This is a genomic window from Ahrensia sp. 13_GOM-1096m (assembly GCF_000620605.1).
Classification (GTDB): Bacteria; Pseudomonadota; Alphaproteobacteria; order Rhizobiales; family Rhizobiaceae; genus Ahrensia; species Ahrensia kielensis.
The window spans coordinates 221,879-247,537 of record NZ_JIAX01000013.1; the positions used below are offsets into that span (position 1 = coordinate 221,879).

At 48.3% G+C, this 25,659-nt stretch carries 23 protein-coding genes and 1 pseudogene; 6 read left to right on the top strand and 18 right to left on the bottom strand.

Annotated features, from left to right (window positions below):
• Positions 1 to 103: 103 nt before the first annotated feature.
• The 8 genes from N530_RS0112060 to N530_RS0112095 all read right to left on the bottom strand — a co-directional run bounded on the left by N530_RS0112060 (position 104) and on the right by N530_RS0112095 (position 11,416).
• Positions 104 to 1,474 carry a L,D-transpeptidase gene (locus tag N530_RS0112060; protein ID WP_026480889.1) on the bottom strand — a complete coding sequence of 457 codons (1,371 nt, stop codon included), beginning with the start codon at positions 1,472 to 1,474 and terminating at the stop codon, positions 104 to 106.
• Positions 1,475 to 1,626: 152 nt separating this feature from the next.
• On the bottom strand, positions 1,627 to 4,236 hold the full coding sequence (gene clpB, locus N530_RS0112065; RefSeq protein WP_026480890.1) for an ATP-dependent chaperone ClpB: 2,610 nt from the start codon (positions 4,234 to 4,236) through the stop codon (positions 1,627 to 1,629).
• A 228-nt stretch (positions 4,237 to 4,464) separates the two neighbouring features.
• Positions 4,465 to 4,659: a CsbD family protein gene (locus tag N530_RS0112070; RefSeq protein WP_026480891.1), complete on the bottom strand. Its 195-nt coding sequence runs from the start codon at positions 4,657 to 4,659 to the stop codon at positions 4,465 to 4,467.
• A 127-nt stretch (positions 4,660 to 4,786) separates the two neighbouring features.
• A complete protein-coding gene (locus tag N530_RS18060) occupies positions 4,787 to 5,518 on the bottom strand; it encodes a DUF4167 domain-containing protein (protein WP_051540926.1) in 732 nt (243 codons plus the stop codon).
• Between the two features lie 270 nt (positions 5,519 to 5,788).
• Positions 5,789 to 6,658, bottom strand: coding sequence for a peptide chain release factor N(5)-glutamine methyltransferase (gene prmC / locus N530_RS0112080; protein ID WP_051540927.1), 870 nt, complete (start codon positions 6,656 to 6,658; stop codon positions 5,789 to 5,791).
• Between the two features lie 4 nt (positions 6,659 to 6,662).
• Complete coding sequence (prfA, locus tag N530_RS0112085) at positions 6,663 to 7,739, bottom strand: peptide chain release factor 1 (RefSeq protein ID WP_018690264.1); 1,077 nt, start codon at positions 7,737 to 7,739, stop codon at positions 6,663 to 6,665.
• A gap of 77 nt (positions 7,740 to 7,816) precedes the next feature.
• Positions 7,817 to 10,084: a phosphoenolpyruvate--protein phosphotransferase gene (ptsP, locus tag N530_RS0112090; RefSeq protein ID WP_026480893.1), complete on the bottom strand. Its 2,268-nt coding sequence runs from the start codon at positions 10,082 to 10,084 to the stop codon at positions 7,817 to 7,819.
• A 78-nt stretch (positions 10,085 to 10,162) separates the two neighbouring features.
• Positions 10,163 to 11,416: an aspartate kinase gene (locus N530_RS0112095; RefSeq protein ID WP_018690266.1), complete on the bottom strand. Its 1,254-nt coding sequence runs from the start codon at positions 11,414 to 11,416 to the stop codon at positions 10,163 to 10,165.
• Positions 11,417 to 11,581: 165 nt separating this feature from the next.
• Here N530_RS0112095 and ubiG point away from each other — a divergent pair, with 165 nt between their 5' ends.
• A complete protein-coding gene (gene ubiG / locus N530_RS0112100) occupies positions 11,582 to 12,334 on the top strand; it encodes a bifunctional 2-polyprenyl-6-hydroxyphenol methylase/3-demethylubiquinol 3-O-methyltransferase UbiG (RefSeq protein WP_026480894.1) in 753 nt (250 codons plus the stop codon).
• A 7-nt stretch (positions 12,335 to 12,341) separates the two neighbouring features.
• Here the strand turns inward: ubiG and N530_RS0112105 are convergent, their stop codons facing one another.
• The 4 genes from N530_RS0112105 to N530_RS18065 form a co-directional block, all read right to left on the bottom strand.
• A complete protein-coding gene (locus N530_RS0112105; RefSeq protein ID WP_026480895.1) occupies positions 12,342 to 12,773 on the bottom strand; it encodes a DUF1178 family protein in 432 nt (143 codons plus the stop codon).
• Positions 12,774 to 12,777: 4 nt separating this feature from the next.
• Positions 12,778 to 13,608, bottom strand: coding sequence for a carbon-nitrogen hydrolase family protein (locus N530_RS0112110; protein WP_026480896.1), 831 nt, complete (start codon positions 13,606 to 13,608; stop codon positions 12,778 to 12,780).
• A 2-nt stretch (positions 13,609 to 13,610) separates the two neighbouring features.
• Positions 13,611 to 13,868 (bottom strand): glutaredoxin 3, encoded by a 258-nt coding sequence (gene grxC / locus N530_RS0112115; RefSeq protein ID WP_026480897.1) that lies wholly within the window; start codon positions 13,866 to 13,868, stop codon positions 13,611 to 13,613.
• 83 nt (positions 13,869 to 13,951) lie between these two features.
• Positions 13,952 to 14,716: a ComF family protein gene (locus tag N530_RS18065; RefSeq protein ID WP_035267027.1), complete on the bottom strand. Its 765-nt coding sequence runs from the start codon at positions 14,714 to 14,716 to the stop codon at positions 13,952 to 13,954.
• A gap of 39 nt (positions 14,717 to 14,755) precedes the next feature.
• Between N530_RS18065 and N530_RS0112125 the strand changes: the two genes are divergently transcribed.
• Positions 14,756 to 15,610, top strand: a complete 855-nt coding sequence (locus N530_RS0112125; protein ID WP_026480898.1) for an SAM-dependent methyltransferase — start codon at positions 14,756 to 14,758, stop codon at positions 15,608 to 15,610.
• Here the strand turns inward: N530_RS0112125 and N530_RS0112130 are convergent.
• The 6 genes from N530_RS0112130 to N530_RS0112155 all read right to left on the bottom strand — a co-directional run bounded on the left by N530_RS0112130 (position 15,607) and on the right by N530_RS0112155 (position 19,675).
• A complete protein-coding gene (locus N530_RS0112130; protein WP_026480899.1) occupies positions 15,607 to 15,774 on the bottom strand; it encodes a Flp family type IVb pilin in 168 nt (55 codons plus the stop codon). The two genes, N530_RS0112125 and N530_RS0112130, sit on opposite strands and share 4 nt — an antisense overlap.
• A gap of 121 nt (positions 15,775 to 15,895) precedes the next feature.
• Entirely contained in the window at positions 15,896 to 16,225 is a 330-nt protein-coding gene (locus N530_RS0112135) for a hypothetical protein (RefSeq protein WP_026480900.1), read from the bottom strand.
• 104 nt (positions 16,226 to 16,329) lie between these two features.
• Positions 16,330 to 16,743 (bottom strand): 8-oxo-dGTP diphosphatase MutT, encoded by a 414-nt coding sequence (mutT, locus tag N530_RS0112140; RefSeq protein WP_371179705.1) that lies wholly within the window; start codon positions 16,741 to 16,743, stop codon positions 16,330 to 16,332.
• A complete protein-coding gene (locus N530_RS0112145; protein WP_247869193.1) occupies positions 16,727 to 17,491 on the bottom strand; it encodes a GNAT family N-acetyltransferase in 765 nt (254 codons plus the stop codon). The genes mutT and N530_RS0112145 overlap by 17 nt, the downstream gene beginning before the upstream one ends.
• Before the next feature lie 49 nt (positions 17,492 to 17,540).
• Positions 17,541 to 18,770, bottom strand: a complete 1,230-nt coding sequence (gene argJ / locus N530_RS0112150; protein WP_026480903.1) for a bifunctional glutamate N-acetyltransferase/amino-acid acetyltransferase ArgJ — start codon at positions 18,768 to 18,770, stop codon at positions 17,541 to 17,543.
• Positions 18,771 to 18,772: 2 nt separating this feature from the next.
• Positions 18,773 to 19,675, bottom strand: a complete 903-nt coding sequence (locus N530_RS0112155) for a peptidylprolyl isomerase (protein ID WP_211097893.1) — start codon at positions 19,673 to 19,675, stop codon at positions 18,773 to 18,775.
• Between the two features lie 244 nt (positions 19,676 to 19,919).
• Here N530_RS0112155 and secA point away from each other — a divergent pair.
• The 4 genes and pseudogenes from secA to N530_RS0112170 form a co-directional block, all read left to right on the top strand.
• Positions 19,920 to 22,599: pseudogene (secA, locus tag N530_RS0112160) on the top strand (preprotein translocase subunit SecA); the annotation flags it as partial.
• A 47-nt stretch (positions 22,600 to 22,646) separates the two neighbouring features.
• Positions 22,647 to 22,790 (top strand): SEC-C metal-binding domain-containing protein, encoded by a 144-nt coding sequence (locus N530_RS19530; protein WP_371179706.1) that lies wholly within the window; start codon positions 22,647 to 22,649, stop codon positions 22,788 to 22,790.
• Positions 22,791 to 22,961: 171 nt separating this feature from the next.
• A complete protein-coding gene (locus N530_RS0112165; protein ID WP_247869194.1) occupies positions 22,962 to 24,380 on the top strand; it encodes a lipopolysaccharide biosynthesis protein in 1,419 nt (472 codons plus the stop codon).
• A gap of 1 nt (position 24,381) precedes the next feature.
• Positions 24,382 to 25,653, top strand: coding sequence for a GNAT family N-acetyltransferase (locus tag N530_RS0112170; protein WP_026480907.1), 1,272 nt, complete (start codon positions 24,382 to 24,384; stop codon positions 25,651 to 25,653).
• The last annotated feature ends 6 nt before the right edge of the window (positions 25,654 to 25,659 follow it).

The following is a 25,659-nucleotide window of genomic DNA, read 5'->3' on the forward strand; positions in this document are numbered from 1 at the left end:
GGAATGTGTGCTCGGCTAAGTCAATTCAATCTTGATTGAGGCCGAGTTCGCGTTGCAGTTTTTTAGTTAGATTGATCGCGTGTCATTGGCAAACAATGTCTGATTAATCGAGGAATTCAACGGTCACGCCTCTGGAAACCATGCCTGCTAATTCCTGAGCATCCCAATTTGTCAGGCGCACGCAGCCATGTGAGTTGGATTTACCAATCTTTGAAGGATCTGGCGTTCCATGAATACCGTAGGTTGGCTTAGAAAGTGCAAGCCAGACATTGCCCACGGGGCCGTTAGGGCCAGGCGGAATGGTCAGCACGCTTTTATTCTCGCCTTGGGTGAAGTTGATCTTCGGATTGTAGGTGTAATTTGGATCAAGAGCGATCCGTTCAATCGTCACGGTTCCCGATGGAGACGGTGTTGCTGTGGAGCCAATCGTTGCAGGGTAAGCGACCACCAGATTGCCTAGCTCATCATAAGCGCGCACTTGTTCCGCGCCCTTATCAGCTTCAATACGGAATATTTTTGTTTTAATTTTTTCGCCAGTATTGGCCACTTGGATGGTTGTTCCCGCGCGCGAGAAATCCACGCCGGGGTTAAGTTTTTTCATATAGTTTTCATCCATATGAAATTTTTCAGCCAATGCTTCCAATGCCGATGTGTATGACATTGCTGGCAATTTAGCTTTTTCTGCATAATCAACCGGAATTGCACTGACAAAAGGTCCGTTCGTGTCTTCCGGTGTGATTGTATAGGTCAAGAATGCTGGACCGCCTGTGGATTCTAATTCCGCATCTAATTCTTCGGGCGATAATGATGACAGGTCGCGGTTATATTTTATCGAAAGAGCGGTCATCGCCTTTCGCACGTTCGAGCCATTTCGCCCATCAATAACACCTGGAGATAGGCCAAGACGATCAAGAAGAATTTGAAGCTTGGCTGTAAATTCAGGTTTCGTATTAAGATTTGGATTGTCTGGTTTTACGATGGCCGCCGTCTGTGTTTCGTCAGCGGGCTCGGGTCCAACTCTTTGCGGCTGCGCAAATGGATCATTTTCCATTGGCGGCACGACGCTTTGCATGGTGCCGTCTTCAGGCAGTTGCTCACGGCCGAAATTAGGGTCTTCAGGCACCTGCTCATCGAACTCGGGTGTTGCCGTTGCAAAATCAGATGATTCTGGCTGGCCAAGCGGTGCACGTTCGACACGCTGCGGTGCAGCTATCCTTCGGGAAGAATCTTCTGGAATATTAGTGATTATTTGGCCGCTGCGCGGAATTTCGATACTGATGATTTCTTCCGTATCGAGATCATAGGTTATCTTGCGTCCTGCCTCGTCAATGGCAATGCCAATGCCTGCAAGCGGGATCGCTTGACCATTTGGAAAGCGCGTTGATTGCTGAGCCAATGCAGCGTTGGCGAAAAAAGTTGCTGCTGAAGCGATCAAAATGGAGCGCGTTGAAACTTTATAATGGCGTGCAGACACGTTTGATAACCCCTAGTTATTTTGTCCCTAACCGATAATGTTTGATTTACGGTCCGGTTCCACCTGTGTCCCCTAGGGCGCTTTAAGGCACTGGATTACGACGATAAAATGGCCGCCGCTCAAGTTTAAGCAGCAGCCATCAATATCTTAATTTAAGCAGCTTGATCGCTTACCGATTTAATTGCTTTAAAATTTAATCGGTCTGACCCCTCAAGCACATTGACGGTTGATCCATCCAAAATCTCCCCGCCGAGAATTTTTTCGGCAAGTGGATCTTGTACGTATTTTTGAATCACGCGCTTAAGCGGGCGTGCACCATAGGCCGGATCATACCCCTTGGCGGCAAGCCAATCGCGGGCTTTTTGATCCAAATTCAAGGTGATCTTGCGATCTGCCAAAAGTGCTTCCAGACGCTTCAATTGAATGTTGACGATCTGGCCCATATTCTCCCGTTTGAGGCGGTGGAATAGGATTGTTTCGTCCACACGGTTCAAGAACTCAGGTCTGAACGCACCGCGTAACACATTCATCACATCGTCCCTGACCAAATCCACGTCCTGATCTTCTGTCAGATTGACAAGGAATTCAGACCCCAGATTGGATGTCATGATAATCAGCGTGTTTTTGAAGTTGACAGTACGGCCTTGGCCATCGGTAAGACGGCCGTCGTCCAGAACCTGCAACAACACGTTGAAGACATCGGGATGGGCTTTTTCAATCTCGTCAAAAAGCACAACTTGATAAGGTCTGCGGCGAACCGCTTCCGTTAGAAGTCCGCCTTCATCATAGCCGACATAGCCAGGAGGCGCGCCGATCAAGCGTGATACGGCATGTTTCTCCATAAATTCGGACATGTCGATGCGCACCATTGCTTGCTCATCATCAAACAAGAAGTTTGCCAGCGCTTTTGTTAGCTCTGTCTTGCCAACGCCTGTTGGTCCAAGAAAGATGAATGAGCCGATCGGGCGGTTTGGATCTTGCAGACCGGCGCGTGCACGGCGCACCGCCTTGGAAACCGCTTGCACCGCTTCACCTTGGCCGACGACGCGTTTGGCTATCTCGTCTTCCATGCGCAGTAGCTTGTCGCGCTCGCCCTCTAGCATTTTATCAACAGGAACACCGGTCCACCGCGATACAATATGCGCGATGTGATCTGGCGTAACGGTTTCTTCCATCAAGGAACCACCTTCCGCATTTTCCCCTTGCTTTTCTGCTTCCGCAAGCTTGGCTTCTAGGTCAGGGATTTTGCCATAGGTCAGCTCACCAGCACGCTGAAATTCACCTGTACGCTGTGCTATCGCAAGCTCATTACGCGCTTCTTCAAGCTGTCGCTTTAAATCAGCGGCAGCACCAAGCTTTGCTTTTTCAGATTGCCATGTTGTGGTGATCTCAGCTGATCTGTCTTCAAGATCAGCAAGTTCTTCTTCCAGCTTTTCAAGGCGGTCCTTAGAGGCGGCATCTTTTTCGACGCGCAACGCTTCACGCTCGATTTTAAGCTGCATGATGCGGCGATCAATTTCATCGAGCGCTTCAGGTTTGGAATCAACCTGCATGCGCAAGCGCGATGCTGCTTCATCGACCAAATCGATGGCTTTATCTGGCAAAAAGCGATCCGCAATGTAACGGTTTGACAGTGTTGCTGCTGCGACCAGTGCTGAGTCTGAAACGCGCACTTTGTGGTGCTGCTCGTATTTTTCTTTCAAACCGCGCAGGATGGAAATGGTATCTTCCACCGCTGGCTCATTGACAAAAACCGGCTGGAAGCGACGTGCAAGTGCGGCGTCTTTTTCGACATGTTTGCGATATTCATCTAGTGTTGTTGCGCCAACGCAGTGAAGCTCTCCGCGCGCCAATGCAGGCTTAAGTAGGTTCGAGGCATCCATTGCGCCATCTGCCTTACCAGCACCCACAAGCGTGTGCATTTCATCAATGAATAGAATGATTTCGCCAGCTTCTGACTGCACCTCATTGAGTACTGCTTTTAGGCGCTCTTCAAATTCACCGCGATATTTAGCGCCAGCAATCAATGAACCCATATCAAGCGCCATCAGCTTTTTATTGCGCAGGCTCTCGGGCACGTCGCCATCAACGATACGCAGCGCCAAGCCTTCCGCAATGGCTGTTTTACCAACGCCGGGTTCACCGATAAGCACGGGGTTGTTTTTTGTGCGGCGAGACAAAACTTGCATGGTGCGGCGGATTTCATCGTCGCGGCCAATAACGGGGTCTAATTTGCCGTCACGCGCATCAGCGGTTAGATCGCGTGCGTATTTTTTCAACGCATCATAACCACTTTCAGCACTTGCGCTATCAGCGGTGCGGCCTTTGCGAATATCGTTAATTGCTGAATTTAGCCCGTTGGGGGTTACGCCCGATTTCTTAAGTATGTCGGCTGATTTGGCAGACTTTTCCATCGCCAATGCAAGCAAAAGACGCTCGACAGTAACAAAGCTATCGCCAGATTTTTTTGCAACTTCTTCGGCGGTTTTGAAAACCTTTGCCAATGGGGCAGCCATATAAAGCTGACCATTGCCGCCTTCGACTTTTGGTAATGCGCCAAGCGCAGTTTCAACGCCCAAGCGAACTTGTTTGCTGTCGCCGCCAGCGCGGTCAATGAGAGAAGAAGCCATGCCTTCGGTGTCATCAACCAAAACTTTTAGTAGATGTTCAGGCGTGAATTGTTGGTGGCTTTCACCTAATGCGTAAGTTTGTGCGCTTTGAATGAAACCGCGCACGCGTTCCGAGTATTGTTCAATATTCATTTTTGTCTCCGATTAATGACCATCCCTTAAAAGGCAATGGACAAAGATTTATCGATGACGGACTCCCAAATTGCCTATTACAGACAATCAATGAGGCAAGCCCTATCGTCAAACAATATATGGGAACGGTCGTTTGAAAATAAAAGGTTTTACGCCGTGCAGCGCTTAAATTCCTAACACATTATACAAAAAAGCCCCTGACAATGCAGGGGCTTTAATGTGCGTTATTTATTTGCTGAGCCAGTCGTCGACTTCTTTTTCAGCTTCGTCTCGGGTTTTTCCGTAATTCTCTTGGATTTTTCCAACAAGCTGTTCGCGCTTGCCTTCAACAATGTCCATGTCATCATCGGTAAGCTTGCCCCACTGCTCGCGGGCTTTGCCTTTCCATTGTTCCCAGTTACCTTCAACTATATCCCAGTTCATGACTGTATCCTTCTGATTGGTTGCTATGTTCTAACAACGCCGCATTGAGAAGGAGGTTCCCACTGGATAAAAATAAACCCGCCTTGAGATGCTCAAGACGGGTTAAATCATTTACAGTTGAATGAAACTATTCAGCAGCTTCCGGCTTTGGTTCGCTGACTGTTTCTGCAGGAGCAGGTTCAGCCGCAGCTTCGACTGGAGCTTCTGCCTTTGGCACTTTAGGCGCACGGGGCTTGCGTGGTGCACGCGGTTTTTTCACCGGTGCTGGCGCTGCCTCTGCCGTTTCTTGTGCGATAGCAACTGGCTCTGCGGATACACTAGAAGTCTCAGCTTTAACTTCAGGCTGTTTTTCTGGTGCAGCTTCTGCCGTCACTTCAGGCTTGCTGTCATTTGAACTTTGATCATTGTCGCGATCACGCCCACGGCCACGATTGTTGTTACGCTGGCGGCCGCGATTATTGTTACGGTTGTCCTGATCGCCAGCATTTGCTTGCGTATCATTGTTTTCGTTTTCCGCATTATCGTCTTGCGTGTTGTCGCCCTGCGCGTTTTCGTTCTGATCGTTTTCGTTTTGATCATTCTCATCGCGCGGTTGCTGTACTGGCTGTGCAGCCATGATGATGCGTGTGTAATGTTCTGCGTGCTGGAAATAGTTTTCTGCCATCACAGTATCACCGGCAGAGCTCGCATCGCGTGCAAGTTGGTTGTATTTGTCGGCAATGACTTGCGGATTGCCTCGAATTTTTACATCCGGTCCATTGCTTTCATAGCTGCGCTGGAGCGGATTTTGATTTCGGTTTCTATTATTATTGCCACCACGATTATTATTACGGCGGCGACCCTGCTGTTGTGGTCTCATCTAAATCTCGTCTTACTTTTCAGAAGCTTGAATCCGGTTTGGACCATATGATCGCTACGGATGATTATCATTTTTGATCTCGTGTCACTTTCAAACGAGGCTTCCCGTGACGTCATTTGCTTCTTAGCAAACCTATCGCCGCCCGTTAGTGAATTAGATTACGGTGTCATGCCGGACTGAAAGTCACTCGGCTTCACTTGCTATCTTTGGTAACGTTGCTTTTGCTGCTTGCCAAGCGGTTTTTTTATTTTTTAACTAAATTCATGAAATTTATGTGAAAAAAAGTGCTCTATTATTTCCACTGAGGTCGTTTTTTGTCACAAATGTCGCATAATCGGCTTGATTGAACAGAGCAGAAACACTCGTTTTTTGATCAAACCCGATTTCAACGGCGATTCGTCCACCCGACTTTAGGTAAGCTGCGGCCTGCGATGCAATAATGCGGTAGGCGTTTAGGCCATCATCGCCGCCGTCCAATGCAAGCATCGGATCGTAATCGCGCACATCAGCGGCAAGATCATTTATGACTTTACTGACTATATAAGGCGGATTTGAGATGATGAGATCATAGCGCTCAGACACATTTTCAAACCAGTCCGATTGTATCGCCGAGAAACGGTTTTGGAGCTGATGGCGCTCGGCATTTTGTACCGCCATTTCAAGTGCTTTTGGTTCCAGATCAGTCGCCGTCGCTGTAGCCAAAGGTGCTTGGCTTAAAATTGCGAGCGCGATCGCGCCTGTGCCTGTGCCCAAATCCAAAATGGAGCATGTGCCGCTTAGAGCAATGCGTTCATGCACAAATGGCAGTACCATTTCCACGAGGATTTCTGTGTCGGGGCGGGGGATGAGGGTTGCTTCATTAAGGCCAAGCGTTAGGCCGTAAAATTCCCGTTCGCCCATAATGCGGTGAACAGGCTCACGCAGCAGGCGGCGTTTAACGAAAGCAGCAAAGGTATCGCTTTGGCTGGGCGTTATCCGCTTTTCAGGCGCGGTCATGCGGTCAATTGTCGTGGCGCCGCAAGCATGTTCGAGAAGAAGCGCTGCATCCATGTCCGGCGTTTCTAAACCTGCATCGCGAAACTTTTTGCGCGCATCGCGGTACGCTTGTTCGATGCTCAGGCCTTCATTGCGCGTTGCCAACCGGTCAACCTTCCAGATTTTCGGTCAGCAAAGTCGCCTGATAATCGGCGATAAGAGGATTAATGACATCATTGAGATCACCTTCCATCACCCGATCAAGCTTATACAGCGTTAAATTGATACGGTGATCGGTCACGCGCCCTTGCGGGAAATTATATGTGCGAATGCGCTCTGAGCGGTCGCCAGAGCCAACTTGAAGGCGGCGGTTTTCAGAACGCTCATCAGCGGCCTTTTGGCGCTCCATATCATATAATCTGGCACGCAATACTTCCATTGCCCGCGCACGGTTTTGGTGCTGAGATTTCTCTGCTTGCACAACAACTACGCCCGTTGGAATATGCGTGATGCGAACGGCACTGTCGGTCGTGTTAACGTGCTGGCCACCAGCGCCTGATGCGCGCATTGTATCGATGCGAATATCTTCGGTGCGAATAGCAATGTCTACTTCTTCGGCTTGCGGCAATACGGCGACAGTTGCGGCTGATGTGTGAACACGCCCGCCTGATTCTGTTTCAGGTACACGCTGAACGCGGTGAACGCCGGATTCGAATTTAAATTTCGCAAACACGCCGCGGCCAGTAACCGTTGCGATAATTTCTTTAAAGCCGCCTGCGTCACCTTCACTTTGTGAAATGACTTCAACTTTCCAGCCATTTTCAGAAGCAAAACGCTCATACATGCGGAACAAATTGCCAGCAAAAAGCGCAGCTTCCAGTCCGCCTGTTCCGGCTCTAATCTCTAAAATTGCACTTTTACTGTCAGCAGCATCTTTGGGTAGCAGCAAAACTTGGATGTCTTGTTGCAGGCCTTCAATCGCTTCTTCGACTTCTTCAAGCTCAATCTCTGCCAGCTCACGCATTTCCGCATCTGTTGTGCGGTCAGCAAGCATCGTATCAAGTTCAGCTTTTTCAGATGTCTTGGCGCGGTATTGGCGGATGTTTTTTACAAGATCTTCCAGATCGGAATATTCGCCAGCCAATTTTACATAGGTTTCGGCGTCCGGCCCTTCAGCCATTTGCGATTCAAGCATTTCGAAACGCTTGACCATTTGGTCCATCTTGTCGTCAGGCAATTCTATCATGCGTGAAATAAATCTCGTTTAAGCTCAATGTCTTTGTGGGCCGTAAAAAAGGGGCATCTACTTTTGCGGAAGCCGCTCTAAAGCGGTATATCATGCTTTTCAGCGAAATCTTCAATAAGTGTTCGGGCGCAGCGGTCTGGAATGCCATTTTCGAGGCATGGCAATAATTCATTGCGCAGCGCACCGATATCGGTTTTTAGCAGCGCATCTTTAACAGGGCCAATGCCCGCAGGTGACATCGATGTCTTGTTAATGCCAAGGGCTAGGAGCGCGAGCGCTGTTATCGGCCTTGATGCAATTTCACCGCATAATGTGAGCGATGTGCCGTGTTCTTTGGCTTTGTCAGCGATTGATTTAAGCGCGCGCAGAAATGGAATGCCTAAAGTGTCAAACCGGCCTGCGACATGGCTGTTACCGCGATCTGTCGCCATAAAGAATTGGAAGAGATCGTTTGAGCCAATGGAAATGAAGTCGGCTTCTTTCATCAAATTGTCGAGGTCAAACAAAAGGCTCGGCACTTCTAACATGGCGCCAAGATAAACTTTGTTGGGTAGGCCATGACCAAATTTTGAAAGATGACGCACTTCGTTTTGAATAAGTTCGCGCGATTGTCTGAGCTCTAAAATTTCAGAGACCATCGGCACCATCAAGCGCAGTTCACTGCCTGCGGATGCACGCAAAAGCGCGCGCAATTGGGTTCGGAAGAGGCCAGGCCGATCAAGTGCTAAACGGATAGCACGCCACCCAAGGGCAGGGTTTTCTTCATCGGGTGCATTGCGGAAATATGGAAGAACCTTGTCGCCGCCAATATCGAGTGTGCGGAATGTGACGGGCCTGCCGCCGCTTTCAGAAATAACGGCGCGGTACAGTTTTTCCTGCGCATCAGCTTTGGGGAAAGTCGAGGCAACCATAAATTGAAGTTCGGTTCTAAATAGGCCGATGCCGCTGGCACCTGATTCTTCCAGTTGCGGCATGTCGACCATCAGGCCAGCATTCATCATCAGCGAAAATTCTTCGCCATCTTTTGTGATATTGGGCTGCGTGCGTAATGCGCGGTACTCTTCTTGGCGTTTGGCACGGAAGCGCACTTTTTCAGCAAATGCCAATTGAACATCTTGCTGCGGGCGCAAGTGAACATCACCGGCAAGGCCGTCAACAATGATCGCGTCGCCATTTTCTGAAACCGCAACAACACCTTTGGCTTGCCCGACGACAGGAATGCCCATTGCGCGTGCAACAATGACAACATGGCTGGTGGGCGCGCCATCTTCAAGGACAAGGCCGCGCAATGTATCGCGCGGATAGTCCAATAGTTCTGCTGCGCCCATCGTGCGCGCGATCAAAATAGCATCTTGCGGCATATTGCTCGCTTTGGCACCGGCATTGCCCACCAATTGGCGTAGCAAGCGATTGGCCAAATCATCAAAGTCGCTTAAGCGTTCGCGCATAAATGGATCGTTGATCGATTGCATCTTCGCGCGCATGTCGCTTTGTACTTTTTCAACGCCAGCTTCAGCGGTCAGGCCGTTGCGAACGGCTTCTTCCATGCGCCGAACCCAGCCTTTGTCATGCGCGAACATGCGGTAAGTTTCGAGAATTTCGCGGTGCTCACCCTCAAAGGCGACTTCGCGGCGCGCTAGCATGTCATCAATCGTCAGGCGGAGGCCCCGAATGGCTTTTTCAAGCCTTTCTAATTCTGCGTCCGTATCTTCGTTGAACAGGTTGGTGACGACAACACGTGGCTCATGCAAAACAACATGGCCAAGACCAATGCCGTCAGACAGACTTTGGCCATGGTGTGAAACCGGTTTTTCCATGTCCAGTTCAACACCGGCTGTGGATAAGCCTTTTAGATCACCTTGTGCGATGAGTTCGCCAATAACCATGGCGACGGTTTCCATGGCTTCGACTTCATCGTCGGAATAAACGCGGTGCGCTTCGTTTTGGATAACCAGAACGCCGAGCGTGCGGCCAGCGCGCAAAATAGGCACGCCAAGGAAGGAATGATAAAGTTCCTCTCCTGTCTCCGGTAGATATTGGAACGCTGGATGTCTTTGCGCTTCAGATAGATTTAACGCCCTTGATGAGGATGCAATCGTGCCGACAAGACCTTGGCCAAGGCGCAATTGTGACAAGTGAACAGCATCAGGGTTCAGGCCGAAAGTGGCATAAAGCTCCAATATGCTATCGGCGCGCAGTACATAGGCAGAGCAAACCTCTGCAACCATTGATTGGGCGATTTCTTCAACGAAGCGATCAAGACGCGTTTGTGGGTCCATCGGCTTCACCATGATCTGGCGAATCCGTTTTAGTAATACCCTTGGGCCGGCGTCTACATCCCGCATCTAATTGCAATACCTCTTTCACGGCACGCAAATCACATAAGCGTGCCGGTTTATTCAGGTGTGATTTTGAACTGCAAGTTAAGCCTTGTCGAGACCATAAACTTTATGAAGCGTTCTTACAGCCAGTTCTGCATAAGGTCCGTCGATCAAAATAGAAATCTTAATCTCTGATGTTGTGATCGCACGGATGTTGATGCCCTTATCGGCCATCGCTTTAAATGCAGTTGCTGCAACACCTGTGTGTGAACGCATGCCAACGCCGATAACAGAAACTTTAACCAAGCCTGCTTCGGACTGAACTTCATCAAAGCCAATTTTGCTTTTGTTCTCGGTTAAAAGAGCAACCGCTTTTTCAAGATCGCCGTGCGGTACGGTAAATGTCATGTCGGTATATTTTCCGTCGCCGGAAATATTTTGGACAATCATATCAACATTGATGCCGCCTTCGGCCAGTGGGCCGAAAATTGCCGCTGACACGCCGGGGCGGTCATCAAGCTGACGCAGCGAAATTTGCGCTTCGTCTTTTGCATAAGCAATGCCGGTAACGATCTGCTTTTCCACGATTTCATCCTCATCACAAATCAGTGTGCCGGGCGGATTTTCAAAATCGCCCATTCCGGGTGCGTCCGGCGCTTCAAAACTGGAACGCACAAAGGTGCGTACATTATGTACCATAGCCAGTTCAACAGAACGGACCTGCAATACTTTCGCCCCAAGTGAGGCCATTTCAAGCATCTCTTCATAAGAGACCTTGTTCAATCTGCGAGCGTTTGGCTCAATGCGCGGATCGGTCGTATAAACCCCATCAACATCCGTATAGATGTCGCAGCGATCGGCTTTAATAGCCGCTGCAATGGCAACTGCGCTTGTATCAGATCCGCCGCGGCCAAGTGTGGCAATACGGTTATCTGGGCCAATGCCTTGAAAACCAGCAACAACAGCAACTTGACCAAGGCCCAAGCGGCGAACCATTTCCGAGCCTTCGATTTCCATGATGCGGGCGGCGCCATGGGCATTGTCGGTTTTGATCGGAATTTGCCAGCCAAGCCAAGAACGCGCATCAACACCTAAGTTCTGCAAAGTAATGGCGAGAAGTCCGGCTGTTACCTGTTCGCCCGATGCTACGATTGAATCATATTCACGCGCATCGTGCATTGGAGAGGCTTCACGGGCCCAGCCAACAAGCTCATTGGTTTTGCCTGCCATGGCAGAAACAACCACAGCGACTTCGTGTCCTGCATCGGTTTCACGCTTCACATGTTTGGCAACATTGCGAATGCGTTCAATATCGGCGACGGACGTGCCGCCAAATTTCATGACAATGCGGGCCATTTTGCGATGCTCGACTATTGGTCGTTGGACTAAATAATTACTGCGCGCTCCTTAGCGAAAACTTTTCATACCTGCAAGCTTGTCGCGTGTTAAAGCGATCTGCGGCACTGTGCCTCTTGACTTGAGGGCACTGACGCTCAATCTCTTGGCGATAAGGAGCTTGCCATGTCCGCAGATAATGCCACAACAATTGATCAGGAAGATGTTGACCGTTTTTCAGCAATGGCTGCTGAATGGTGGGACCCTGCTGGTAAGTTTAAGCCGTTGCACAAGTTCAATCCGGTGCGTTTGCGCTATATTCGCGAGACAATGACTGAGCATTTTGGGCTTGATGTTTCAAAAGATAAGCCATTTTCTGGATTGCGTGTTCTGGATATTGGCTGCGGCGGCGGTCTATTGTGCGAGCCTATGACACGCATGGGCGCGGATGTTGTGGGTGCTGATGCGTCAGAAAAGAATATTGAAATTGCTAAAATACATGCAAATCAGTCAGGGCTGGCCATAGATTACCGCGCGACGACTTCTGAAAACCTTGATGCGAAAGGTGAAAAGTTCGACGTTGTTTTGAACATGGAAGTTGTTGAACATGTTTCCGATGTTGATCTGTTTTTGAAATCCTGTGCGCATATGGTCAAACCGGGTGGTTTGATCTTTATCGCGACAATTAACCGAACAGCTAAAGCGCGGGCATTGGCGATTTTTATGGCGGAAAATGTTTTGCGTTGGTTGCCTAAAGGCACGCATCAATTTGAAAAGCTGGTCAAACCGACTGAAATTGATGCTGCGCTGGATGGTACAGGTGTATCTGTTTTTAAACAGAGCGGCGTTTTCTACAATCCATTGACGGATGACTGGCGTTTATCAAAAGATATGGATGTTAATTACATGGTTGTTGCGAAGCGAGAAGCCGATACATAAGGCCTGTCTAGTTCAACTTCTCATCATCTGGAACATCGGGTAGGGGCATGAGTTCAACGCCTTCATCCAAAAGCTCGGCGACTTCCTCGTTAGACGCTTTACCATAGATGGGCCTGCTATCGGCTTCACCATAATGTATTTTGCGCGCTTCTTCAGGAAATTTATCACCCACATTATCGGCTTTGGATTTCACTTCTCTAGCAAATTCCATCATCTTGGCCATAATTTCGGCCTGCGCTTTTTGCCCAGCGGCGACTTGGATTTTTTCTTTTTGGCGGCCTGTCGAAACAGATGGTGCCATCAATGATTTGGCCACTTCATGCGTGCCGCAAATAGGGCATTCTAAAAAACCACGCTTTGATTGCGTTTCAAAATCATCATTTGATTTAAACCAACCTTCAAAGGCGTGGGTGTTTTTACATTCAAGTGAAAATTTCATGACTTTATTCGGTATGCTGTGTTTCAACCCGGTACGGGCGGGCGTTTTTCAAATTCGGTATTTTTTTACGCGCTTCTACAGATTTAGATATGTCGATATCGGCAATAATATAGCCGGGCTTATCGTCGGCTTTTTCAGCCAGAACAGCTCCCCAGGGATCAACAATGATTGAGTGGCCATATGTTTCGCGGGTATCTTCATGGGTGCCGCCTTGTGCAGCGGCGATAACATAAGCCCCATTTTCTATGGCGCGTGCGCGCTGCAGAACGTGCCAATGGGCTTCACCCGTTTGTCTGGTAAAAGCTGCCGGTGTCGTTAAAACATTCGCGCCTGCTAAGGCTTGATCGCGGAAAATATTTGGAAAGCGCACATCATAGCAAATGGCAAGGCCAAGTAGCATTTCACCGGCTTGAACGATTTGCGTTGCCTCGCCTGGCTCGTAAACAGCGCTTTCACGCCAGCTTTCACCATTGTCGAGATCCACATCAAACATATGAATTTTGTCGTATGTCGCCGCACGGATGCCTTGAGGTGAGAAAAGTGCTGCGCGGTTTGCAACCTTGCCGCCCTCCAGCAAAATGGGTGTGGAGCCAATATGCAGCCAAATGTGCAGTTCTTTGGCAAGGCTTGCTGCTGTGCCAAGAACGAGGTCATCTTGATCTGGCTTTATCGCGGCCATCAAGGCTTTACGATCTTTTTGCAAAAGCCCTGTCATTTCTGGCGTTTGAATATATTGAGCACCATCGGCGGCTGCATCGCGCACCAATTTATCCATCGCGGTAATGTTTGCGGCGACATCAATGCCGGATCGCATTTGAATTGCTGCACAGCGCATATTTAAGCTTTCAAAAGTTGGTCAAGTTTACCGGCACGTTCCAGCGCCATAAGATCATCACAGCCGCCAATATGAAGCTCACCAATAAAGATTTGCGGGAACGTAGAGCCGCCGTTTGATTTCTGTATCATTTCTTTTTTAAGCGCAGGATCAAAAGTTGCATCATGTTCTTTGTACGATACTTTTTTCTTATTGAGCAGCGATTTTGCTGCTGAACAGAAACCGCACATTTTGCGCGTATAGATTGTTACTTTTGCCATTGTTTTTCCTAACGTTTCAAACGCGTATATAGGCGCTGTTTGTCTTTGAGCAAATGCAATTTGCATCAATTTACAGTGTTCAATCAGCTTGAGCGAATTTTGTGCGGCTCAATGAATTGTGGAACCACTTGACTAAAGGTCAAAACATAAACCTTGGCTGCGCCTGATTTTTGCAATGCTTTGGCCGCCGCATTCACCGTTGCGCCGGTGGTCAAAACATCGTCGATCAACAAAATTGTTCGCCCCGCAATCTGTATGTGTTGATCTGCAGGCACAATAAACGCGCCGCGAACATTTTCCTGCCGTTGGCGCAAATTAAGGCCAACTTGCTGCCGTGTCGGCTTTTTTCTTAACAATGCAGATGGGCAATGGGCTTTGCTCGTTTTTTTAGCAATGATACGGGCCAGCTCAGCGGATTGATTATAGCGGCGCGAGAAATAACGCCATCGGTGCAGGGGAACGGGCACGACCAAATCTGCTTCATCAATAAATTCGCGTCCTGCTCGGATCATCCAATCGGCCATCCATGGCGCAAGATCTGTTCTATCCGCGTATTTTAAGCGCGTTACCAATTGCCGAGCGATGCTCAAATGTATAGTTGCTGAACGCGCGGCATGATAATGAGGCGGATTGGCGATGGCGTTTGCACTGACAGCGCCAAGGCCAAAATCGACAGTGAAAGGCGTGCCGTTTATTTCACAATAGGGGCGTTCGATGAATTGAAGCTTGGACCAGCAATTTGCACAAACAACTCCCTGCTTGGTAACAAAAGCGCCGCAACCAAGACAAACATCAGGAAATAGAGTTCCAAAGACGGAACGACTTGCATTTTTCGCCCAAGTTCTCATTTGTAGTTTCAAAACAATCAGCCTTGATGAAAGCAGTTTATGAGTATCCGCACCATTATTGATAAAAAGCAAGTTGATGCAGCAGTTCAGCGTGCAGAACGGCTCAAGATTGCCGGTGCAGATTTTTTGCTCGCCCGCATTTTAGAGGATTTAAAAGACCGCCTCGATATTACGAACCGAGAATTTAAATCTGGTCGGTTTGTGAGTATGTACCCAAGCTTTGTTCGGGCGCATTTCGATGATCAAAAAACGCTGCAAATATCTGCGGCTATGGATGATGTGCAATTACGGCATGGGGACATATTGGGACTTGATGTGCAGTCTGAAGATTTGATTATCGATGTTTCGAGCCTTCATCAGGCCAATGATATGCCGGGTATGTTGATACAATATTGCCGTGCGCTAAAGCCGGACGGCCTTTTTCTAGCCTGTGTTCCTGGCGGCGACACACTCACGGAGCTACGCCAAAGCCTGTTTGCGGCAGAAAGTAAAATTTCAGGTGGTGTGAGGCCGCGCGTCTTGCCATTTATGGATGTGCGCGATGCTGGCGGGCTTTTGCAGCGCGCAGGATTTGCCTTGCCTGTCACTGATATTGATAGCGTTGTTGTGCGCTATGACACGATGTTTGATCTTATGCTGGATTTACGTGCGATGGGGGCAACCAACACGCTTGTTGAAAGACAAAAGAGTTTAAGCCGCCGTGATCTTTTTCATAATGCTGCTCAACATTATGCAGAGAATTTTGCTGATTCAGATGGGCGAATTCGTGCGACATTTTCATTTATATGGATGTCTGGATGGGCGCCGGATGCCTCGCAGCCACAGCCGCTCAAACCAGGCAGTGCAACGCAAAGCCTTGCCAAAGTGTTGAAGGACAGAACGGCAAACAGCTAGTTTAATGCTGTGCTGATATGTGATTCATTGTCGGAAAACATGTGCTCAATCGCATTAAATGTGCTTGAGACACCGCCGATAATTGCCAATGACAGCATCGCCGCGATTAATGCGTATTCAATCGCTGTTGCACCGTGCTCATTAGATAAAAATTGTTTTAGCATCTGTATAAATCCTTGAGCTCAATTATCTAACGCAAATAAGTTAATGCATGCATTAAGAAAACAACAAGATGAAGTGGTTTCATTTGTTGACTAATTCAAGCTGAAGAATATTCGTTGCAATTTAACAATCGCCGATTGGCGCGCCATTGGTTTGAATAATGCATTTTGCAACAGGGCTTTTTTGCAAAACAGAACGCCGTATCGTGTATGATTTTTGAGGGCTTGCGCTGTTTCGCGTGCTTGCTGTTGTGAAGGGGTCAATGTTGTTTGCAAGCATGTGGAAGCTTTGACTAGCGCCGCTATTGCGATCAAGGAACGGAGTTGCGAAAAGTCCCAAGGCTACGGCTACGCCGCCAAAAAGAAGTGCAATGCGAATTGTGCTGTTTTTTTTCGTCGCAGTTTGGCGTTCATCTTCACCGCGAATTATTGCCCATTCCAATTCGTCACTCATAACGCAAACTCCGTAATAGTAATCGTCGTCATCTATGTAATGACTATTATCAGTTTTGATTAAACGATTGATTAACGATGTTGAACGTTTGTGATGGGAGCTTGTTAACGCAGCAAATCTTGAAGCACTGGGATCAGTGGCTCGTCTGCCGGTGGCATAGGATAGTCGCGTAATTTTTCAGGGCGGACCCATTTAAGCGTTTGATTTTCCTGCGGCATTGGAATGCCTTCAAACTTACGGCAAATGAATAATGGCATCAGGAGATGGAATTTTTCATAGGCGTAACTGGCAAATGTTAAAGGGGCAAGGCATGCCGTTTGGGTTGTAATGCCGAGCTCTTCTTTAAGTTCTCGCACAAGACTTTCTTCGGGCGTTTCGCCTTGTTCGATCTTTCCGCCCGGAAATTCCCACAAACCAGCCAAGGATTTTCCCTCAGGGCGCTGAGCCAGCAATATTCGGTTGTCGGTATCAACAAGCGCGCACGCTGGAACAAGGAGTATATTACTCATGATGATCATTTTTTCTGGTGCGGTACACATAGGAATAGACTTCAGAGAAGCCCAAGCGGCTATAAAGCGCGTTGGCACCCTTATTGGCTGCCTCTACTTGTAGCCATGCTGTTTTGGCGCCTTGTTGGCGGGCCCAGCGCAATGCCGTTCGCACGATAGAGCGGCCATATCCCATGCCCTGACAATCATGGCGTACACCAATGTCAAAAAGGCCAGCCATATCATTATCACGTACACATAATGCGCACGCAACGGGGCCTTTATCATCTTCCATGACGAACATGCCGCTGGGCGGGCGGATTGCTTCTAAAACTTCGGTAAGCCCAGGTTTGCGCTCAGGGTCTTCGCCCCTGATAGAGATGGAGGCATCAACGAAGCGCCCGATGTCTTTGCCCGGCAATTGATAAATGCCTGAATCAAGGTCCATGTCTTTCAATGTTGCCATGAGTACGTGCGTTTCAGCAACGCGTTGCCAGCCTTCCTTGTCAAAATGTGCTGCCAAAGGGGCGGGCGCAAGCGGGGAAAGCCTGAAAACCAATGGCCTGTTATAGGATGCGAAGCGATGCTCCATACGGGCAATACGGTTTTCAAAATCACGTTGATCCGCAGGGTCGAGTGGATTGACCGAGTTTAACCTGCGTGAAGGGTGGCTTGCTGTGAGCCTTACGGCCCAGCTTCCGTCATAATGAACAGATGCAGCGGGCCATGCACGAAAACCAACGGCTTCCAGTCGTCTTACAAGTGAAAGTTTAGGCAAAGGCTTCAACAACTCCTACTGCGCAATTAAAGAAGGTAAATTAACTGGTTTAGCTTCTGTAATCGCCGTTGATTTCTACGTATTCTTTGGTCAAATCGCAGCCCCACGCGGTAAAGCGTTCCGAGCCAAGGCCAATGTCGACGCCGATGACGATTTCATCATTTTTCATATAAGCGGCGCATTTTTCTTCGCTATAGCCTTCTTCGCGTTCACCGTCTCTTGCAACGATAATATCGCCAAAGCGAATTTGAAGACGGTCGCGGTCGGCTGGTTCGCCAGCTTTGCCAACAGCCATAACAACGCGGCCCCAATTGGCATCTTCGCCAGCAATCGCCGTTTTTACAAGCGGAGAGTTTGCGATGGACATTGCGATTTTCTTGGCGGCATCTTGCGATGTTGCGCCTTCAACCTCAACACGCATAACTTTGCGGATGCCTTCACCGTCGCGAATGATTTGCATAGCCAGATCATGAAGCACAGCATGAAATGCTGCTTTGAACGCTGCTAGCATTTCATCATCAGGGTTTGTGAATTCTTCTGCGCCTGTTGCAAACGCCAGTAGCGTATCAGAGGTGGATGTGTCTCCATCAACGGTCACGGCATTGAATGTCGTTTTGGTCGATGCAGATAGATAGTCTTGCAAAACAGCCGCAGAAACAGGAGCATCTGTTACCACATAAGCAAGCATTGTCGCCATATCAGGGGCGATCATACCTGCGCCCTTGCTCATGCCGTTGATCGTGTAGTTTTTGCCGTCAATGCTCGCCGTTTGGGTTGCAACTTTGGCAAATGTATCGGTCGTCATAATGGCTTGCGCGCTTTGATACCATGCATCGGGCTCAGCGGTTTTAACCATCTGCTCAATGTGGCCTTCAAATTTTGTCGCATCCAAAGGCTCGCCGATTACACCCGTTGAAGAAAGATACACTTCATCAATGGCGCAATTGGCAGCTTTTGCAGCGATTTCAGCTGTAAGCTTTGTTGCCGCTATGCCTTTTTTGCCGGTAAAGGCATTTGCATTGCCCGAATTGACAATCAGTATTTTTGCGCGGCCCTTAGGCAAATGAGCACGGCAAAGGTCCACCGGCGCTGACGGGCATTTTGATTTTGTAAACACGCCTGCAACGGCTGCGGGCTGATCAAAAATCATCGCCATCACATCTGTGCGGCCTTTATATTTTATGCCTGCCTCAGCTGTGGCCAGCGTAACGCCTTTTATTGGCGGCAATACTGGCACCTGTTTTGGTGCCAGTGGGGATACAGGTGATGGTTTCGCCATGTTTACTGTGCTTCTTGTTCCGCTATTGCTTTTTCATAAGCTGCTTTGAGCGCTTCGTCTTCGATATTTATTTCAGCTGTGTCACGAAGACCTTTGATGTAGTTGAAATATTTTTCACGTAGCAAAGTTGCGCGGATTTGTGGCTGAACCTGTTCAAATGCTGGTGGCTGAACAGGGCGAATGTCTTTTACCAAAATCACATGATAACCAAATTGTGTTTTAACGGGCTCTTTGGTGTAACCGCCTGCATCAAGTGCAAAAGCAACTTCTTCAAACTCAGGAACCATGCGGCCTTTTGTGAAATAGCCCAAATCGCCACCTTGAGGACCAGATGGGCCTGTTGATTTTTCTTTCGCCAAATCAGTAAAATCTGCACCGTCATCAAGCGCTTTGATGATTTCTTTAGCTGCTTCTTCGGTTTCCACCAAAATATGCGCTGCGTTTACTTCATTTTCGGAAGGTGTTGCAGCAACTTCTTTGTCATAACGTGCGCGCACTTCTTCATCTGCTATGCCGTCGATGACATCTTTTCTGAACAAGATGTTATGAAGAGTGCGCTCTTCTAAAAATTTAGCGCGTTTTTTAAACTCGTCATCCTGATCAAGGCCATCTGCGCGTGCTTTGGAAGCCAGTAGCTTAATGTCGATCAGCGCCATAAGCGCGGCAAATTGCTGCTGTTCAGCAGGAACTTGGCCCAGTTGCTCGCCCATTTCACTAACCGTTAAAGCCAAATCACTTTGCATGATTGGTTCGCCGCCCAATGTGCCAATAATTTTATCTTCAGCATCTTGCGCGAATGCCGCTGTGCTAAAAACGCTGCCAATGGCAAAAATAGCTGCAGAAAAGCGCGCAACTTTACGTGTGCGAACTGCGTTCAACGGTAGGCTAGTTGACGTTAGTGTCATGGGATAATAGTCCATTTCTTTAGTTTTGCTTCGTTTTGCGATCAACAACCCGTGAACGTGGCGTATTAATGGCATTGGTCGTAGCGTTGACATCGATTAATGCCACTCTTATCTGTCCGAATGTGGCGCGTCCAGCTTGGATTTTTCAAACCTGAGTGCCAAAACTGTTCAATTGCAGCAATTGTAGCTGCAACTCATTTCAGCGACTTATCCAAGTCGGCTTTAACGGAAAGGACCATATATAATGGTCAGTATCGGCGGCATCGCAGCCAAAATCTTCGGCACGGCAAATGACCGTTATTTAAAATCATTCGACAGCAATGTTGCTGCAATCAATGCGCTTGAAAGTGAAATACAAGCGCTTTCAGATGAGCAGCTACGCGCAAAGACGGATGAGTTTCGCAAACGCATCGCAGATGGCGCAACACTTGATAGTCTTTTGGTGGAAGCCTTTGCTGTTGCACGAGAAGGATCTGTGCGCGCGTTAGGGCTTCGCCCATTTGATGTGCAGCTGGTCGGCGGCATGGTTTTAAATGACGGATCAATTTCCGAAATGCGCACAGGTGAAGGTAAAACGCTTGTTGCGGTATTACCCTCATATCTCAACGCTCTGGCAGGCAAGGGCGTTCATGTTGTTACCGTAAACGACTATCTTGCGCAGCGCGACAGCGAAGAGATGGGCCGGATTTTCTCATTCCTTGGCATGAGCTGCGGTGTCATTGTTCATGGAATGGATGATGATGCGCGCAAAGCAGCATATGACTGCGACGTGACTTACGCGACAAATAACGAGCTTGGATTTGATTATCTACGCGACAATATGAAAATGGACCGCTCGCAAATGGTGCAGCGTGAACATTTCTTTGCCGTGGTCGATGAGGTTGACTCCATTCTGGTGGACGAAGCACGTACGCCGCTTATTATTTCAGGCCCGCTTGAAGATAAGTCCGAGCTTTATGTTCAGATCGATAAATTCATTCCGATGTTGAATGATGAAGACTTCACGATTGACGAAAAGCAAAAATCTTCGACATTTACCGAAGATGGCACTGAGCGCGTTGAAAACCTTTTGCGTGAAGCTGGCATGCTCAAAGGTGACAATCTTTATGATGTCGAGAACGTTTCAATTGTTCACCATATCAATAATGCGCTGAAAGCGCATAAGCTGTTCCAGCGCGACAAAGATTATATGGTCAAGGGTGACGATATCGTCATTATTGATGAATTTACGGGCCGCCAAATGCCCGGTCGCCGTTTCTCTGAAGGCTTGCACCAAGCGCTTGAGGCAAAAGAAGGCACAACTATCCAGCCTGAAAACCAGACGCTGGCTTCTGTGACGTTCCAGAACTACTTCCGCATGTATGAAAAACTATCGGGTATGACCGGTACAGCTTCTACCGAAGCGGAAGAATTCGGCAATATTTACGGTCTTGGTGTTTCTGAAATTCCAACAAACCTTCCCGTTAAACGTATCGATGAAGACGATGAAGTTTATCGTTCTGTTGAAGAAAAATACGATGCCGTTGTGTTGGATATTATTTCTTGCCAAAACCGCAAACAGCCGGTTCTTGTGGGCACAACATCGATTGAAAAGTCGGAGCTTCTTTCCAGTTTCCTCAGCAATGTTTCATATTTGCAAGCGCTGAAAGGTAAGTTGGAAAGCCGTATTGCTGCGATTAAAGAAGGCAAAGAAAAAGAGTTTGCTGAATATTTGAAGACATCGCTGAGCGATGTTGAAAATGCCATCAAAGCAGGCGGTGTGAAGCACGAAGTTCTCAATGCGCGTCAGCATGAACGCGAAGCTTTCATTGTTGCTCAGGCAGGTGTGCCCGGTTCAATCACGATTGCGACCAATATGGCTGGCCGTGGTACGGACATTAAGCTCGGCGGTAACCTGGAAATGCGTGTTGCGCAGGAACTGGGCGATGTTACGGATGAAGCCGAACTCAAAAAACGCAAAGCGGAAATTGCTGCTGAAATTGAAGTTTTGAAGAAAGAGGCGCTAGACGCTGGCGGTCTTTATGTTCTGGCGACAGAACGCCATGAAAGCCGCCGTATTGATAATCAGTTGCGTGGCCGTTCTGGCCGCCAAGGCGACCCGGGCCGTTCTAAGTTTTACCTGTCCTTGCAAGATGATCTGATGCGTATCTTTGGGTCAGAGCGCATGGACGGCATGCTCACAAAGCTTGGCATGAAAGACGGCGAGGCGATTGTTCACCCGTGGATCAACAAAGCGCTTGAAAAGGCGCAGCGTAAAGTTGAAGCGCGCAACTTCGATATCCGTAAGAATTTGCTGAAATATGATGATGTGATGAATGACCAACGTAAGGTTATTTTTGAACAACGTCTTGAGGTTATGGACAGCGAAGATCTGACTGAAACAGTCACAGAAATGCGCCATGAAGTAATCGAAAACCTCATTTCCCAGCACATTCCTGAAAAAGCCTATGCTGAGCAATGGCATATTGCTGAACTTAAAGAAGCGGTGATCGAGCAGCTTAATATAGATGCGCCGATTGAAGAATGGGCCGCAGAAGAAGGTATTGCTGAAGACGATATGCTGGAGCGTTTGCTCAAAGTTAGCGATGATGTTGCTGCGCAGCGTACCGAACGGTTCGGTCAAGAGATCATGACTTATGTTGAGAAGTCATTGATTTTGCAGACGATTGATGAGTTGTGGCGCGAGCACTTGGTCGCGCTTGATCATTTGCGTTCAGTTGTTGGCTTTAGAGGCTATGCGCAGCGTGACCCATTGCAAGAATATAAGCAGGAAGCTTTTGAGCTGTTCCAAACAATGCTTGCAAGTTTACGTGTTTCAGTAACATCAAAACTGATGCGTGTGGAAATTGTACGCGAAGCGGCTGATGCGCCGGAGCCTGAATTGCCAGAAATGGAAGGTCGCCACATTGACGGCACAACGGGCGAAAACGACTTTGGCGAAGGCTCAAGCCCTGCCGGTGCCGCGGCTGCATTGTCTTCTGCTGCGCTTGGGTTTGTTGCACCCGAGGACCGTGATCCCGAAAACCCTGAGACATGGGGTAAAATTGGTCGTAACGAGGCATGTCCATGTGGTTCGGGCAAGAAATTTAAACATTGCCATGGTGCATTTGCTTAAATTTTCAAAACGAAACTTGGTTTAATTGAAGGGCCTGCGCGAATTATTAATCGTGCAGGCCCTTTGCGTTAGTGCTTGGTTTACCATGTCTTTCAGCAATTTGAACGCGGCTCATATGCGAACAAAATTTTAAGCCAATCGGCGTATAACCCACTCATATTCAATTTATGGGTGAAGACATTGCGGTTCTCTGCAGTACAAACAGCTGAAACATTCTTTCCAACGTCGCTTTTTGCGCGTTTGCGGCCCTTCGCCGAGCGTTTGGATATTGCGCTGTCTGGTACGGATGATGCTTCTAGCGCGCAGCGCGCTTCAATTATTGCTTTTTCTATCCGCATATTTAGCGCTGCAATCGCCTTTGTAAGCCAAGTTGTCCTTGCTCGTTTTATGGGCGCTTATGAATATGGCATTTTTGTCATGGTATGGATTGCCATGGTCGTCATCGGAAATTTGTCATGCCTTGGTTTTCCCACGGCGATCATTCGGTTTCTGCCGCAATATCGTGAGAAAAACGATCTTGCGGGTGTGCACGGCATTTTGCTGACAAGCCGGGTTTTCGTATTGTTGAGCTCTACAATCGCAGCAATAGCTACGATTTGCGTTGCCTATTATGGTTCAAATTTCTTTGATAGCCACTATGTTTTGCCGTTCATTGTTGGTGTTTTTGCACTGCCTATGATCGCATTGGGTGATATGCTTGATGGTACGGCGCGCGCCAATAGCTGGCCTATTAGGGCCCTTGCGCCTACATATTTGCTGCGCCCATTATTCATCTTGGCATTGATGGTTGGCGCTTGGCTTTTAGATTATCCGGTTAATGGGGTGACGGGGTTGGTTTGCGCTGTCATTGCGAGTTATTTCAGCACTCTTATCCAACATTTTGTCATTATTCGGGGTTTGGATCGCGCATATACAAAAGCTAAACCGCGCATTGAAATGAAGAATTGGATATTGGTTGCGCTTCCTATTTTTCTCGTGGACGGCTTCTTTTCTTTGCTCGTTCACGCCGATGTTTTTATGGTTGGCATCATGTTGGACCCCGAAAGCGTGGGTATATATTACGCAACCGCAAAAACCTTAGCCCTTGTCCATTTTGTTTTCTTTGCTGTTAAAGCCGGTGTTTCTAACCTGTTCGCAGCGCGTATCGACGATGATGATAAATCCGCATTGCGTTTGTTGGCGCGCCGCTCGGCAACTTGGACATTCTGGCCATCACTGATCATGGGCATTATCGTGCTTGCTGCTGGGCCGCTGTTGCTTTCGATGTTCGGTTCAGCTTTCCGTGAAGGCTATCCTGTTCTGTTTATCATGGTCACGGGTGTAGTGTTTAGAGCCAGCATTGGCCCTGCTGAAAACCTTTTGAATATGTCGGGTAATCAGAATATTTGCGCGGCTGTATTTGGGGCTGTTCTAGCGATTAACATCGCTTTGAACCTGATTTTGATACCTCAATTTGGCATTTATGGTGCTGCTGCTGCGACCGCCATTGCCACCGTTTTTGAAACATTAGCCCTGTTCTACATAGTACGGGTGCGAATTGGTGTTTCGATGTTTGTATTTTCGCCCGCCCTTGATGAGGAAGTTTCTTAAAATGTCTGCATTGCCGATTATTGATGAAGAGATTGTTGAAACACCGCTTGTTATGCCAGGTACGCCTGCGAGCGAGTATAAGGACAATATCCCTGAAGTTAGCCGTCTGTCGAAAGGAAGTCGCCATTTTCGGGTTTTCCCAGCCAAAGCAGGTTTTGATCTTTTACCGACAATTGAGCGCGCTGGTGACTATTGCATAGAACCAAATGTGTTTTTCAGCCCACGCTTTTGCGTGCCGGCAATGCCACGCCTTGATGAGCGTCAGGTACGTCTTTTGGTGCTTCAGGATTCAGATGATCGTTCTTCTGAAACCCGTTTTTTGATGCCATTTACCGTAGAAAAGCCCGGTTTTGCAATCGGACCTGATCTTATCCGTGCATGGGCAAACCCTTATGGACCATTGGGAACGCCGATTGTTGAGCGCCGCGAAGCGATGCAAATCATTGAAGATTTGTTTGGTACGCTATCATTACCAACTGTTCCTTTGCCGAAGATCATCGCGTTTCCCGATGTCATGTTGAATAGCCCTGTTGTTTCTCTTTTGAGATCTGTTGCGCTTTCCAATGGCTTGCCTCTGGCCACTACCCGCACCGTCAAACGGCCCGTTTTAGATGCGACTGCCGATGCAGATGTTTACTTTAAAGAGAGCATGGGCAGCCACCACCGCCGAGACTTCGGGCGCCTATGGCGCAAGATGGAGGGGCAGGGCGATTTTGTTTTTGAGATTGCGCGTAACCCAACTGAAATACGTCAGGGCATGGAGGAGTTTCTGCTTCTTGAAAATGCAGGTTGGAAAGGCAAACAACGCACATCACTAGCGTCGGACCGATTGCGGGCAGCTTTTGCACGTGAAGCGGTGAACTCGCTGGCGGAAGTTGATAAATGCCGTATCTATATGTTGAAGCTTGATAACCGCGTTATTGCTTCGCTCATTGTGTTTATCGAAAGCGGTTCAGCTTGGACATGGAAAATCGCTTATGATGAAACCATGCGTGCGTTCTCACCGGGTAAATTGCTGATGGTGCGCACAACTGAAGCACTTTTGGATGACCCGAACATTACATTTGCCGACAGCTGCGCTTCTGAAGATCATCCGATGATGTCACATCTTTGGCAGGATAATGCCGAGATGGCGACGCTTGTGATTGGTGTTGATCCGAGTAAAGAACGTGAAGTACGTCAAGCGGCAGCCCAAATGGATCTGTATAGTTCGACGAAGAAAACAGCTAAAAATGTGAGTGCACGTTTAAAGCTCATGCTTGGAAAACGATAAGCAGGA